The organism is Ottowia sp. oral taxon 894, assembly GCF_001262075.1.
Lineage (GTDB): Bacteria > Pseudomonadota > Gammaproteobacteria > Burkholderiales > Burkholderiaceae_C > Ottowia > Ottowia massiliensis.
In genome coordinates this window covers 1276419-1289540 of sequence record NZ_CP012073.1, presented here as the reverse complement: position 1 = coordinate 1289540, position 13122 = coordinate 1276419, and the positions used below count along the sequence as shown (strand labels likewise).

The following is a 13122-nucleotide window of genomic DNA, read 5'->3' as shown; positions in this document are numbered from 1 at the left end:
TTCGCGCTGTTTCGCTTGCTGGGTGCCGCTAAGCCCGGCACTGTGCGCTGGGCATCGCGCCAGATGACTCGGTGACCGCAGTCAGCGCCCTGCTGGCGCCGACTGCATGTGCGGCTTATTTTGCTCCTCTATTCATAGCATGATGCCTTAGTGGATAGTGCGCAAGACGGGTTTTGGCGTCTGTTTTTTCGCTCCTTTTTTTGTGTTTGTGTGCGCATCTGTCGTCCAATCTTGCGCTTGCATGGCTGAGATGAGCCAGTTGGCTCAAACAGAGGAATGAATGAGGCGCACGTGATTTCAGAACCGCATGCGCGCGGTCAGCATGAAGCTGCGCGGCTCGCCGTAGGAAACCTGGTTCAGGTTCACATCAGCAAAGTAGTGTTTGTCAAACAGGTTGCTGATGTTCAGTTGCACGCTCCAGCGCGGGTTGGGCTGCCAGGCCAGCATGGCGTCCCAGATGGCGTAGCCGCCCTGGCTCACGCGGGCGGCGGGCACGCGGCCGCTGGCAGAGCGCGCGACAAAGTAGTTGCTGTTGGCGCGCACGCCGCCGCCCAGCCGCCATGCGCCGCCGGCCACGGGCAGCCGCCAGTCGGCCCAGGCGCGGAAGGTGCGAAGGGGCACGCGTTCGTTCCAGGTGACGGCATCTCTGGGGTTGCCGTTGCCGTCCAGGTTGCGGACGTAGCGCTGGTGTTGCAAGGTTGCGCCCAGCGCTATTTTCAGGCTGGGGCGCACCAGGCCAGCCAGTTCCAGCTCAATGCCGCGCACGCGCTGGCGGTTGTCGGCGATGTAGCAGTAATCGTCGCTGATGGGCGAGGCCGGGCAGGGGTAGGGCGTGCTGGGGTCGCGGCGGATCTGGTTCTTGCGGTCGGTCTGGTACAGGGCGATAGAGCCGGTCAGGCGCTTGTCCATCCATTCCGTTTTCAGCCCCAGCTTCCAGTTCGTGCCCGTGGTAGGCGGCACCATCTTGCCGCGCGCGTCGTAGGCGTTGTTGACATCAAAGATGTCGGTGTAGCTCACGTAGGCGCTGGCGTGGGGGTTGAAGTCCCAGTTCAGCGCGAAGAAGGGGGTGAAGATGTGGCTCTTGTGGTAGGCCCCGTTGCCCACTACGTTGTAGGTGGGGTTGAAGCGGCCGCCGTAGTGGTAGCTGCTCAGGCGCCCGCCGAGAATGCTGGAAACCGAGTCGGTCAGCCGCAGGCGCAGGCTGGCGTGCGCGCCCCAGGTTCTGGAAGGGGTGAACGACCAGGCGCTGGGGCCCCAGATGGCGGGCCGCCACGGCGCGGTCATGTCCAGCGTGCCCGGGTTGATGCGCACGGGATTGTCCGGGTAGTGGGGCGTGGGGCGGGATTCGTAGGCGTATTCAACGGGTCTGATCTCGCGGGACTTTTCCCACCGCCAATCAATGCCTGCAATGAGGTCGTGGCGGCGGCCCAGCCAGTCGAAGCCGCCCGTCAGGGTCACATCCATCGTGCGGCTGTTTCTGGAGCCCAGGCGGCGCTGCGCGTCCTGATACAGCGGCACTTGCGCGCTGCCCGGAACCGGATTGGCCACGCCGCTGACAAAGCCGAAGTCCCAGTCTGTTTCTTCGCGCCGCCAGTTGTAGGCGGCCTTGAGCTTCCAGCCGTCGCGGAACTGCTAGGCCGCTTCGGTGAAAAAGCCCAGGGTGTCGCCGGCCCATCGCGACCAGGGAGACACCGTGCTCATGCGGCGCGAGTAGCCGGGGAAGGCGCCGTCGCCGCGCAAGGGCAGGCCGTTGATCCACGGTATGGAGCGGCGGCGCTCCAGATCCATGCCCGCCGTCAGCGTGAGCGCAGCCAGCGGCTGCCACTCGGCCACGCCGTAGAGCGTGGTGTTTTTGCGGCGGGCGGTGCGGAAGAAATATTCGCGATTGGCCTGGCTGGCGATCAGGCGCACGCCCAGGCTGCCATCGGCCAGCAGGCGGCGGTTCACGTCCACGGTGGCGCGGTACTGCTTCCATGAACCCAGCGCCGCTTCGCCTTGCGTGTGCGGCTTGTCTTGCGGGCGCTTGCGCGCGAAGTTGATCTGTCCGGCAGGGCTGCCCACATAGCCGCCGCCTGAAAACAGGCCATTGGGGCCGCGCAGCACTTCCACCTGGTCATAGGCGGACAAATCGCCAGGCGCTTGCCAGAACGAGGTGCCGGCCAGGCTGCCGTCGATGGAGATGTTGTTGAGCGCAAAGCCGCGCGACAAGAAGATGGGTGAGTCCGGAAGATGGGTGAGTCCGTCTCGCGTGAGCGGCCATTGAACACGCCGGGCATCCATTCGAGCACGCGCGCGCCGTCCACTTGCGCCTGATCGCGCAGGCGCTGCTCGGTGAACACCGAAACCGACTGCGGGATTTCGCGCAGGGCGCGCGGGGTTTTGCCCGCCACTTGCACGCCGCGCGTGGTGTAGGCCGTGCTCTCGGACACGCCATCGCGCGCCAGGCGCCGTGCCCGGACGATGACTGGCGGCATCGTGTGCTCTGGCGAGGCGGTTTGTTCTTCTTCAGCCTTCGTTTGGGGTTGAGGCCGGGTGTGCGGCTGCGCGTGCTGCTGCGCCGGGTCCTGTGCCTGTGTTTGGGCATGGGCCTGGGCTTGCGCAAGGGCGGGCGCGCTGGCGGCCAGCGCGGCGGCGGCCAACAGACGCAGGGCGGGCCGCAGGGGCGCGGGGCGGGAGCGAGGTGCAATGAAGTCAATCTCCTGAATGAAGGTTTGAAAACGGAAAAAATCAAGCATCATCCAAATATCAAACAGGAATACAGTTGATTTTTCAAAAATCAAGCGCGGGATGTCTTGCATTGTTTTATTTGATTTTCAACAATATCCCAGATAAATGGACTGGATATTCTATTTTGAAAATTAAAAAAATATTTTCACCTGATTGAATATGTGGCGTTTACTGAAAAACCGGCCTTTCTGGCCGCATGACAGCGGTCCGCTGATCTTTCCGTGTCGGCCCCTGTATCAGCGCGTGCGCTGTTTCATGCGCTGGCCTATAGTCACGCCTTTTTTCTTTTCCCCGGTTTTTTCCGAATGAACCTGACTGCTTTCAAGCCCCGGGCTTTTTCCCTTGCTTCTTCTTGCGCGGCCGCGCTGGCCGCCCTTTGCGGCATGGCCGCGCTGGCCCCTGCCCATGCCGCCGATGCCTGCCCGCACCGGGGCGATCTGGACGCGCAGTACTGCGACGCCAACAAAGACCTGGTGGCCGACACGCCCACTGATGCGCGCCAGCTCAAGGACCCCAGCACGCTGGTGTTTGCCTTCACGCCGGTGGAAGACCCGGCGGTGTACGAAAAGCTGCTGCGCCCCTTCATGGCCGATTTGGCGCAGTGCGTGGGCAAGAAGGTGGTGTTTTTCCCCGTGCAGTCCAACGCCGCGCAGATTGAAGCCATGCGCTCGGGCCGCCTGCATGTGGCCGCCTTTTCGCCGGGGCCGGTGAATTACGCCGTCAATCTGGCGGGCGCGGTGCCTTTTGCCATTCGCGGCAACGAGCAAGGCCCCGTGGGCATGTATCTGAAGATGATCGTCCGCAAAGACAGCCCCTACCAGAAGCTGCAAGACCTCAAGGGCAAGCGCATTGCGCACACCTCGCCGTCGTCGAACTCGGGCAACATGGCCCCGCGCGCGCTCTTTCCCAAGATTGGCCTCACGCCCGATGCGGACTACAAGGTGGTTTATTCCGGCAAGCATGACCAGTCCATCCTGGGCGTGAAAACGGGCGATTACGACGCTGCCCCCGTTGCCAGCGACGTGCTGGAGCACATGACCGACCGGGGCATCGTGGGCAAGGATGATTTCCGCGTGCTCTACACCAGCGAAATGTTCCCGACCGACGCCTACGCCTACGCCTACAACCTCAAGCCCGAATTGCAGGAAAAGATCAAGCAATGCTTTTTCGCCTACCGCGCGCCGGCCGAAATGGCCAAGGGCCTGGGCGGCGACCGCTTCTTGCCCATCTCCTACCAGAAAGACTGGGAGCTGGTGCGCACGGTGGCCGAAGCGGCAGGCGAGAAGTTCACGCGCGATGCGTACAACCAATCGGCCCGCAAGTAACGCGGCTGATCAACGGCCCGCCCAGGCGGGCTTTTTCATGGATTTTCGCTATTTTCTTAATAGCATGATGTCCTAGTGGAAACTGCGCGAGGCGGCATTTTTACCCGTCTGAATTCGCTCTCTTTTTTTGATGCCCGCAGTGCGTGCTGCCGCCTCCGGGCCGCTTTTTTTCATCGCGTCTGCAATGACCGGACAGACTCTTACGCCATCTTCATGCGGCGCGCTGCGCATTGAGCAGCTCGTCAAGGAATACCGCCCCGGCCAGCCGGTTCTCAAGTCCATCAGCTTTGCCGTGCAGGGCACGGGGCTGACCAGCATCATCGGCCCTTCGGGCACGGGCAAATCCACGCTGATTCGCTGCATCAACCGGCTGGTGGACCCCACGTCGGGAAAAATCATGCTGCAAGCGGACGGGCAGGCCGTGGACATGGCGCAGCTCAAGGGCGCCGATTTGCGGCGCGCGCGGCGGCGCATCGGCATGGTGTTTCAGGAATACAACCTGGTGGAGCGCCTGACGGTGATGGAAAACGTGCTCACCGGCCGCCTGGGCTACCTCTCGGCCTGGCGCGCCTGGCGGCGCAAGTTCGACGAGGCCGACATTCAGCAAGCCTTCGAGCTGCTGCAAGTGGTGGGCCTGGCCGCTTTTGCCAGCCAGCGCGCCGATGCCCTGAGCGGCGGCCAGCGCCAGCGCGTGGGCATTGCGCGCGCGCTCATGCAGCAGCCCGCGCTGCTGCTGGCCGATGAGCCGACTTCGTCGCTCGACCCCAAAACCTCCGTCGAAATCATCCAGCTGCTGCACGAGCAGGGCGTGCGGCGCGGCATTCCGGTGATGGTGAACATTCACGACGTGGAGCTGGCGCGCCGCTACTCCAGCCGCATCATCGGCATGACCGGCGGGCATGTGGTGTTTGACGGCGCGCCGGGCGAGCTGACGGACGAGCACCTGAACACGATTTACGGGGGCCGCGCATGGCTGAACTGAACCAGGCTGCACGGGCCGCGCGCCGCCCCTTTTCCTGGAGCGCGGGGCAAAAGGCCCTGCTGCTCATCACCGCCGCCTACTGCGCCTGGAGCCTGGCGCACATGGGCGTATCGGGCGAGCGGCTGGCCGACGGCTGGCGGCAAGGCGCGAAATTTCTGGCCAGCATGTTCCCGCCCGAGCTGGGCAAGATGGACGAGCTGTGGCAAGGCATCAAGGAAACGCTGCAAATTGCCGTGCTGGCCACCGCCGCCGGGCTGGCGCTGAGCCTGCCGGTGGGGCTGATGGCGGCGGCCAACCTCTCGCCCGCGCCGCTGCGGCTGGCTGGCAGAACGCTGATTGCGGCCTGCCGCGCGCTGCACCCGGTGATCAGCGCCATCTTGTTCGTCAAGGCCGTGGGCTTCGGGCCGCTGGCGGGCATTCTGGCGCTGGTGGTGGCCACGGTGGGCTTTGTGGGCAAGCTGTTTGCCGATGCCATCGAAGAGATTTCGCCCAAGCCCATCGAGGCCATCCGCGCCACGGGCGCTTCGTTTGCCAACGTGGTGCTGTTTGGCGTGCTGCCGCAAGTGACAACGCGCTTTGTGGGCTTTGCCACGTATCAGCTCGATTCCAACCTGCGCAATTCAACGATGGTGGGCATCGTCGGCGCGGGCGGCATTGGCGGGGCGCTGTTTTCGGCCTTTCTGCGCTACGAATACGGTTTTGTCTGCACCATTTTGGCGACGGTCATCGCCATCATCGTGCTGGGTGAAGTGGCGGTAAACGCCGTGCGAAAGGCGCTCGATGTCTGAACCCGCCGCAACGCCAGCCGCCGCGCCGCAAACCTGGCAGCGGCGCAGCATGGGCCAGCGCCTGCTGCGCTACGCGCTGGGCCTTTTCATCATGGCCGCCATCGTGCAGGCCGCGCGCACGGTGGAAGTCATTCCCGAATTCCTCTACGACGCGCCCGAGCAAATGGGCGACATGCTCCGGCGCATGTGGCCCGTGGACTGGAGCTATTTCGGGCAAGCCGTGGGCAGCGCCCTGCTGGAAACATTGCACATGGCCACGCTGGGCACGCTGCTGTCACTGGCGCTGGCGCTGCCGCTGGGCGTGATGGTGGCGGGCAATGTCACGCCCAACCGCCTGCTCAACTTCGTGGCGCGCGTGCTGCTGGTGGCCAGCCGCTCGGTCAATTCGCTGGTGTGGGCGCTGCTGTTCGTGGCCATCTTCGGCCCCGGCCCGCTGGCGGGCATGCTGGCCATTGCGCTGCGCTCGGTAGGCTTTGTGGGCAAGCTCGTGGGCGAGGCGCTGGAGCAGGCCCCGCGCGGCCCCATCGAAGCCTTGCAGGCCGCAGGCGCCACGCGCTTTGCGCAAATCTGGTACGGCTACTGGCCGCACATCAAGCCCGCCTTCTGGTCGGTGGCGCTGCTGCGCTGGGACATCAACGTGCGCGAATCGGGCGTGCTCGGCCTGGTGGGCGCAGGCGGCATCGGCGTGGCGCTGAACACCGCCATCGACCTCTTTTACTGGGACCGCGTGGCGCTGGTGCTCATCACCATTTTCGCCGTCGTCATCGCCGCCGAAGTGCTGGTGCTGTGGGTGCGCAAGCGGGTGATTTGAAGGCCCTGTTCAGCTGGCCGTAAAGGCAAAAGCGTGGGGGCAGGATGGGCCGCAAAGCGCGAACGGGCAGATTGCAAACAGGCTCTCAAAAATCCACCGTCGCGCTCAGCAGCACGGTGCGCGGCGCGCCCAGGCCGGAGTAGAGCTGGCCGGCCCAGTAAGCCTTGTTCGTCACGTTTTGCACAGCGGCGCGCAAGGTGACGCGGCGGCCTGCCGTGGGGAGCACGTAGCGCGCGCCCACATCAAAAACGGTGCGGCCGGGCGTGTGCAGCGTGTTGGCCGCGTCGATGTACTGGCGCGAGGCGCTGCGCAGGTTGCCCGCCAGCGTCAGGCCTGGCAGCGCGTCCCACTCCAGCCCCAGCTTGGCTTGCCGGCGCGGCGTGGCCACGGCCTGTTTGCCCTGGTTCACGCCGCCAGCGGTGCGCGTGAGGGTGGCCTGCGTCCAGCTGGCGCCGCCCAGCACGCGCAGGCCAGCCCGCAGCTGGCCGGTCACGCTCCACTCCAGGCCGCGATTGCGCTGGCGGCCGTCGGCCGCGAAGCGGTTGGTCACGGGGTCGGTCCAGGCGCTGGGCTGTTTGATTTGAAACAGCGCCACGGTGTGCGTCAGATCGCCTTGCGCCAGTTTCACGCCGATTTCGTGCTGTTTGGTCTTGTAGGGGGCGAACAATTGCCCCGCATTGGCCGTGCCCAGCGGGGCGCTCTGGCCTTCGCTCAGGCCTTCGATGTAGTTGGCGTACACCGACACCTGTTCGCTGGCCTTGAGCAGCACGGCCACGGCGGGCGAGGTGGCGCTGGATTTGTAGAACGTCCACGGCGCGGCCGGGTTGAACCATGAGCTGCTGGCGCTGCTGACCTTCTGGCGGCGCACGCCCACGGTGAGCTGCACGCGGCCATCGGCGAATGAGAGCGTGTCGGCCACGGCCAAGCCGGACAGGCGCGAGTTGCCCGACGGCGGCAGCGCCGCATTGCTGAAGGCGCGGCTGACCTCAGGCCCCCATGCGGGGCGGTAGAGGTTGGTGACCCACGGCGCGGAGAGCATGCGCAGCAGAAAGCCGAATTCACGCTGCTCGTGCTGCCAGTCAAAGCTGGCCGCCAGCTGGTGCGCCACGCTGCCCGTGGCAAAGCGCGCGTGCAGCCCCGCGCTGGCCGCACGCCGGTCGCGCTGGTCACGCTGGTGGGCGAAGTCGTTGATGAACGTGCCCTGCGTGTCGGCCACCCTGTAGACGGAGCTGGCGATGGAATCGAAATCAAATTTGCCCTGCCCGGCATTGGCCCACAGGGTGACGTTTGGCGTCACGTCCCACTCGCCGCGCAGGATCACGGCCCTGTCTTTGGACTTGCCAAAAGTCCAGTCTGGCGCCAGCAGCGTGCGCGGGTTGGGCGCGCGCGGCAGCGGCACGCCCGGTGCCAGGCTGATGCCCCGGTTCACGCCATCCAGGCTGTCGCGCGACTCGAACAAATCGGCCGACAGGCGTGCCCGCGCGCCACGCCAGTCCAGGCCCAGGGCCGCCAGCCGCGCGCCCAGCTTTTGCGGCTTGACGGGGCCTTTGCCGTCGCGCCAGACGGCGTTGAAGCGCACGCCCCATTCCTGCTGCGGGCCAAAGCGCCGCCCCACGTCGGCATGCAAGCCCCACTGGCCTTCGTTCATGAACGCGCCCGTCAGCTGCGTCAGCGGTTTGCTACCCGCACGCTTGGGCACGAGATTGACCGCGCCGCCCACCGATCCGCCCGGCGGCATGCCGCCCAGCAGCGCCGAAGGCCCTTTGTGCACTTCCACGCGCTCGAACATCTCCGGCGTCACGCGGTAAAAGGGCGTCAGCCCATACAGCCCGCCCAGGGCCATGTCGCGGTGCGCCACGTTGAAGCCGCGAATGCTCATGCTCTCAAGCAGCATCCCTGTTGCGCCGTTGTTGAACACCGCCGGGTCTGTGCGGCTGACAACGTCTGCCAGCCCGTGTGCCTGGGTGTTTTGCACGTGTTCGCTGGTGTAGCTGATGGTGGAAAAGGGCGTTTCCATCACCTCGCGGCTACCCAGCAGCCCCAGCCGCGTGCCGCTGGCCACCTGCCGGCCGGCATGCGCGGGCGGCAGATCCATGGGTCGCAGCGCCGCATTTTCGCGCACCGTCACCGCTGGCAGAGTGGCGGCTGCGCCGCCGCTGGCCTGGCCGTCATCACGCGCCGTCTGCGCCTGCGCGGCCTGCACACAGCCCAAGGCCGCCAGAGCGATCAGGCCCGCGCGCATGGCAGGCCGCCGGATGGGATGGGATGGGATGGGCATGGCGAAACTCCTTTGCGCGCCAATGTGTTGATGAAAAACGGCATCTGAATGCAAATGATTGCAAACGATTCTTATATTGTCTTTGAAATCAATGCCTATGACGGCTTCACTGCCATAGGGGGGATCGCGCCGTTCCCACTTCCGTCAGTTCAAAAAAAAGCAAATCCAGTGGCTGAAAAAGCTGTTCTACGCTGATTCCACTAGGACCTCTTGCTATGAAATAAAGAGCTGATCACCTCTTTCTTCTTTTTCCGGCGTAGCAGATAGCGCCGCCGCATCAGAGCCTGGCAATGAGGAGTGACGGACTGGGTTGGGGAGCGAGTCTCAAGCCCTCGCGAGACGGCGCTTTTCGCGCCCTTGGATGGGCTTCACACAGGTTCTTACACTCCCGCCCCAAAACTTCACGCATTGCCGTTTCCCATGAGCATTCCCTGCACTCCTTACGCCGGCCGCCGCGCCCGCCTGGCCGCGCACATCGGGCCAGAGGCCCTGGCCCTCATTCCCACCGCGCCGCAGCGCTTGCGCAACCGCGATTGCGACTTTCCCTACCGGCACGACAGCTACTTTTATTACCTCACCGGCTTTGCCGAACCCGACAGCTGGCTGGCGCTGACGGGCGAAGGCCAAAGCGTGCTGTTTTGCCAGCCCAAGGATGAAGAGCGCGAAATCTGGACGGGCATCCGCTTAGGCCCGCAAGCCGCGCCCGCCGCGCTGGGCGTGGATGAGGCCCACGCCATCAGCGAGCTGGATGAGCGCCTGCCCGCGCTGCTGGAAAACCGCCGCGCCGTGTGGTTTCCCTTTGCCGTGCATGAAGGGCTGCCCGCGCGCGTGGAGGGCTGGCTGGGCAAGGTGCGCGCCCGTGCGCGGCAGGGCGCGACAGCGCCTGCCGAGCTGCACGACGTCTGCGCCCCGCTGGACGAAATGCGCCTGATCAAGGACACGCACGAGCTGGAGCTGATCCGCCGCGCCTGCGCCATCAGCGCGCGCGCCCACATTCGCGCCATGCAGCGCAGCGCCGCCATGCTGCGGCAGGGGCAGGACGCGCGCGAACACCATCTGGAAGCGGAGCTGCTGCACGAATTCCGCCAAAGCGGGGCCGAATTTCCGGCCTACGGCAACATCGTCGCTAGCGGCGCCAACGCCTGCGTGCTGCACTACCCGGCCGGCAGCGCGCCCGTGCGCCCGGGCGACATGGTGCTGATAGACGCCGGCTGCGAGCTGCACGGCTACGCCAGCGACATCACCCGCAGCTTTCCCGCCAGCGGGTGCTTCACGGCTGCGCAGCGCGCGCTTTACGACGTGGTGCTGGCCATGCAGCAGGCCGCCATTGACGCCACCCGCCCCGGCGCGCGCTTCAATGAGCCGCATGAAGCCGCCGTGCACACGCTCACGCAAGGGCTGTTCGACCTGGGCATCCTCACGCACAGCCAGCACGGCAGCGTGCAAGACGCCGTGGCCGCCCGCGCCTACGCCCCCTACTACATGCACCGCACCAGCCACTGGATGGGCATGGACGTGCACGACTGCGGCAGCTACGCCGAGCCAGGCGCGCCCCGCCAGGCCGATGGCGCCCTGCCCAGCCGCGTTCTGCGCCCCGGCATGGTTCTCACCGTGGAACCCGGTCTTTACGTGCGCGCCGGCAGCGCCGCGCCGGAAAAATTCTGGAACACCGGCATCCGCATTGAAGACGACGCACTCATCACCGCCGAAGGCTGCGAGCTGCTCACGCGCGGCGTGCCCGTGGCGGCCAGCGAAATCGAAGAGCTGATGAGCTGAAGACCCGCCATGCGCCCCTCGCCCTTCGTGCTTGAAAACCCCAACGTCCTGCTGGTGTCGGAACTCGACTGGCCGCCCGAGCGCGACCGCATCCCGCATGAAACCGCCTTTCTGCTGTGCCCGCGCCCCATGCGCAGCCACGCCATTGGCGTGGCCGAATCGCTGCCCAGCGACTGCCTGCTGCCGCACTCGCCCATTGAAAGCGTGCGCGCGCTGCACCTGTGCGGCCACCATGAGCACCTGGAGCCTGTGCTGGCGCTGCTGACCGCGCTGGCGGACAACTCGCCAGAGCCGCCGTTGGGACGCCGCATTGGCTTTGACTGGGCCAGCGTCGCTGAAATGGCCCGGCTGCACACACCCGCTGGCGAGCCGCCGCCCCGCCCAGCGCCGCAAGGCCGCCTCATCGCCCTGTACGGTGAAGGCGGCAGCCAGCAGGCCGCCTTTGAAAACCTGCAAGCCAGCGCCACGGCCCGCCTCGTGCTGGCCGCCCGCCGCCCGCCCGCACCCAACGTGCTGTGCCTGATGCAAGCGCCGCAGCCCTTCAGCCTGGGCCAATGCCAGCCCATGCTGCGCGAAATGCGGCAATGGTGGCCGCGCACCGGCTTTCTCTACGGCCACCGGCAAGCCAGCGAAGCCCTGCACCGCATGGCGCTGCTGCTGCCTGCGGCTTGAGACTGTTTAGAGCGGGGCCGTGAAGGGCGAAAAGGCGGCTCGGGGATGGGTTGCAAGACGCTGCTCCAGCAACCCCGCGAGGGCCTGCCACGCAGCAGAGCGCCTGAGTTCACGCTTTCCGCGCCCGTGGACAGATTCTGAAAAACCGCCTGCCATCCGCTGCGCGAGGCAAAGCACAGGAGCAGTGAACCGGCGTGGACAGGCTGGCAGCAGGGGTTTGCTCCTTTATAAATAGCAATACGTCCTAGTGGAGCTTGCGCGAACGGGTGTTTTTATGCCTCTAAATTTGCTCTTGTTTTTGATGCCGCCTGACGTGTGCAATCAGCGCCGCATCACTGGCTGGCTTGCGCCGGGCCAGCGGCGGCGGCTGGCTTGGTTACTTCGGACGCGGCGGGCGGCTGCGCCGGAGCGGCGGGCGCGATGGCCGTGGCTGGCGCGGGAGCGGCCACGGTGGGCAGATAGCGGCCAATGAGATCGAAAAACTGCTCGTACAGATGGGCGCGGGTGACGGTGCGGCTGGAAATCTTGACCATTGAGTCGTGCCCGCCTTCCAGCGGCACCGACAGCGAGGCCACGCCCACGCCCAGCGAGGCGGAGTCCTTGACGCGCCGCAGGCCGTATTGCTCTTGCAGGCCGCTGGCGAAGGCCATGGTCTGCGGCTGGCCGTCTTTGTCTTGCAAGGCGGCGCAGACCACGCGGAATTCAAGCTGGGCGTGGTAGTTGGCGTCTGGCTGGAAGAATTTGCGGCCCACCACCTGCTGGGCGTTGCCGCCCTTGCCTTCTTCCAGCACGTAGCCCTGGCTGAGCAGGGCGCGCCGCGCAGCTTCGCAGGTGTGCTGGGGCGTGGCGGCGAACAGATGCGAATGGGTGTTGGCGCTGAAGTCTTCGGGCTGGTAGTCCAGCAGCGCCGGGGGCGAGCCGGAGACGCCAGCGCACCCGGCCACGAGCCAGGCGCTGGCCGCCACGCCAGCAAGGCGCCCCGGCAGGCGCCGCCCCCATGTCAGGCAAGAGAGTTTCATCAGGCAAGCACGTGCAGTTTTTCAGGAATGGCGATGGTAAGGCGGCAGGGTGAACAGACCGTAACGAAACCCGGGAATGGCGCGGCGGCAAGGCGCTGCCAGGAGGTGGAGAGGAGATGGATATAGTGAGAATGCCTGTTATTCAGAACGGGCTTTTTCTTTCTTCTTTTCCCCTTCATTCCAGGAGATTTCTCATGGTCAAGAAAACCGTCAAGAGCGCTTCGGCCAGCACAGACAAGGCCGTCAGAAAAGCAGGCGGCGCGCCTGCCGTGAATATCGGCATTTCGGAAAAAGACCGCGCCGCCATCGCCAGCGGCCTGTCGCATTTGCTGGCCGACACCTATACGCTGTATCTGACCACGCACAACTTCCACTGGAACGTGACGGGCCCCCTGTTCAATTCCCTGCATGACATGTTCATGGCGCAGTACACGGAACTGTGGAACGCGGTGGATCCGATTGCCGAGCGCATTCGCTCGCTGGGCCATGTGGCGCCCGGCTCCTACGCCCAGTTCGGCAAGCTCGCCAGCCTGAAAGACGCGCCCGCGCATCCGCCCAAGGCCCTGGAGATGGTGCGCATCCTGGTGGAAGGCCACGAGGGCGTAGCCCGCACGGCGCGCGATCTGTTCCCGCTGGCCGACAAGGCGGGCGACGAGCCGACAGCCGATTTGCTCACGCAGCGCCTGACCCTGCATGAGCAAACGGCATGGATGCTGCGCTCGCTGCTGGAAGAGCAGTAATCGC

At 65.5% G+C, this 13122-nt stretch carries 12 protein-coding genes and 1 pseudogene; 9 read left to right on the top strand and 4 right to left on the bottom strand.

Translation table 11 applies throughout. The features are described 5' to 3' along the window. Window positions 1-297 precede the first annotated feature (297 nt). Together ADJ79_RS05415 and ADJ79_RS05410 are read right to left on the bottom strand one after the other, a co-directional pair. Window positions 298-1617 (bottom strand): annotated as a pseudogene (locus tag ADJ79_RS05415) (TonB-dependent siderophore receptor); the annotation flags it as partial. Window positions 1618-1632: 15 nt separating this feature from the next. After that, window positions 1633-2280: a hypothetical protein gene (locus ADJ79_RS05410; RefSeq protein WP_156304042.1), complete on the bottom strand. Its 648-nt coding sequence runs from the start codon at window positions 2278-2280 to the stop codon at window positions 1633-1635. Window positions 2281-2303: 23 nt separating this feature from the next. Here ADJ79_RS05410 and ADJ79_RS14070 point away from each other — a divergent pair, with 23 nt between their 5' ends. The 5 genes from ADJ79_RS14070 (at window position 2304) to phnE (ADJ79_RS05385) (ending at window position 6633) form a co-directional block, all read left to right on the top strand. Continuing rightward, window positions 2304-2765 carry a hypothetical protein gene (locus ADJ79_RS14070; RefSeq protein WP_156304041.1) on the top strand — a complete coding sequence of 154 codons (462 nt, stop codon included), beginning with the start codon at window positions 2304-2306 and terminating at the stop codon, window positions 2763-2765. 267 nt (window positions 2766-3032) lie between these two features. Beyond that, the gene (gene phnD, locus ADJ79_RS05400) at window positions 3033-4052 is read left to right on the top strand and encodes a phosphate/phosphite/phosphonate ABC transporter substrate-binding protein (protein ID WP_082203078.1); all 1020 of its coding nucleotides are present in this window, start codon (window positions 3033-3035) and stop codon (window positions 4050-4052) included. 184 nt (window positions 4053-4236) lie between these two features. Further along, window positions 4237-5034: a phosphonate ABC transporter ATP-binding protein gene (phnC, locus tag ADJ79_RS05395; protein ID WP_050716438.1), complete on the top strand. Its 798-nt coding sequence runs from the start codon at window positions 4237-4239 to the stop codon at window positions 5032-5034. Next, the gene (gene phnE, locus ADJ79_RS05390) at window positions 5022-5822 is read left to right on the top strand and encodes a phosphonate ABC transporter, permease protein PhnE (protein ID WP_050715103.1); all 801 of its coding nucleotides are present in this window, start codon (window positions 5022-5024) and stop codon (window positions 5820-5822) included. The genes phnC and phnE (ADJ79_RS05390) overlap by 13 nt, the downstream gene beginning before the upstream one ends. Then, on the top strand, window positions 5815-6633 hold the full coding sequence (phnE, locus tag ADJ79_RS05385; RefSeq protein ID WP_050715102.1) for a phosphonate ABC transporter, permease protein PhnE: 819 nt from the start codon (window positions 5815-5817) through the stop codon (window positions 6631-6633). The genes phnE (ADJ79_RS05390) and phnE (ADJ79_RS05385) overlap by 8 nt, the downstream gene beginning before the upstream one ends. An 85-nt stretch (window positions 6634-6718) precedes the next feature. Here the strand turns inward: phnE (ADJ79_RS05385) and ADJ79_RS05380 are convergent, their stop codons facing one another. After that, a complete protein-coding gene (locus ADJ79_RS05380; protein ID WP_050715101.1) occupies window positions 6719-8911 on the bottom strand; it encodes a TonB-dependent siderophore receptor in 2193 nt (730 codons plus the stop codon). Between the two features lie 48 nt (window positions 8912-8959). Here ADJ79_RS05380 and ADJ79_RS14065 point away from each other — a divergent pair, with 48 nt between their 5' ends. From ADJ79_RS14065 to ADJ79_RS05370, 3 genes are all read left to right on the top strand, one after another. Then, window positions 8960-9106 carry a hypothetical protein gene (locus ADJ79_RS14065; RefSeq protein WP_156304040.1) on the top strand — a complete coding sequence of 49 codons (147 nt, stop codon included), beginning with the start codon at window positions 8960-8962 and terminating at the stop codon, window positions 9104-9106. 225 nt (window positions 9107-9331) lie between these two features. Further along, window positions 9332-10687, top strand: coding sequence for an aminopeptidase P N-terminal domain-containing protein (locus ADJ79_RS05375; protein ID WP_050715100.1), 1356 nt, complete (start codon window positions 9332-9334; stop codon window positions 10685-10687). Between the two features lie 9 nt (window positions 10688-10696). Further along, window positions 10697-11359, top strand: a complete 663-nt coding sequence (locus ADJ79_RS05370) for a hypothetical protein (protein WP_050715099.1) — start codon at window positions 10697-10699, stop codon at window positions 11357-11359. A 332-nt stretch (window positions 11360-11691) separates the two neighbouring features. On the opposite strand, the gene ADJ79_RS05365 is transcribed toward ADJ79_RS05370, so the two are convergent. Beyond that, a complete protein-coding gene (locus tag ADJ79_RS05365) occupies window positions 11692-12378 on the bottom strand; it encodes a DUF2242 domain-containing protein (protein ID WP_050715098.1) in 687 nt (228 codons plus the stop codon). A 194-nt stretch (window positions 12379-12572) separates the two neighbouring features. Between ADJ79_RS05365 and ADJ79_RS05360 the strand changes: the two genes are divergently transcribed. Next, window positions 12573-13118: a Dps family protein gene (locus ADJ79_RS05360; RefSeq protein WP_050715097.1), complete on the top strand. Its 546-nt coding sequence runs from the start codon at window positions 12573-12575 to the stop codon at window positions 13116-13118. Window positions 13119-13122 lie beyond the last annotated feature (4 nt).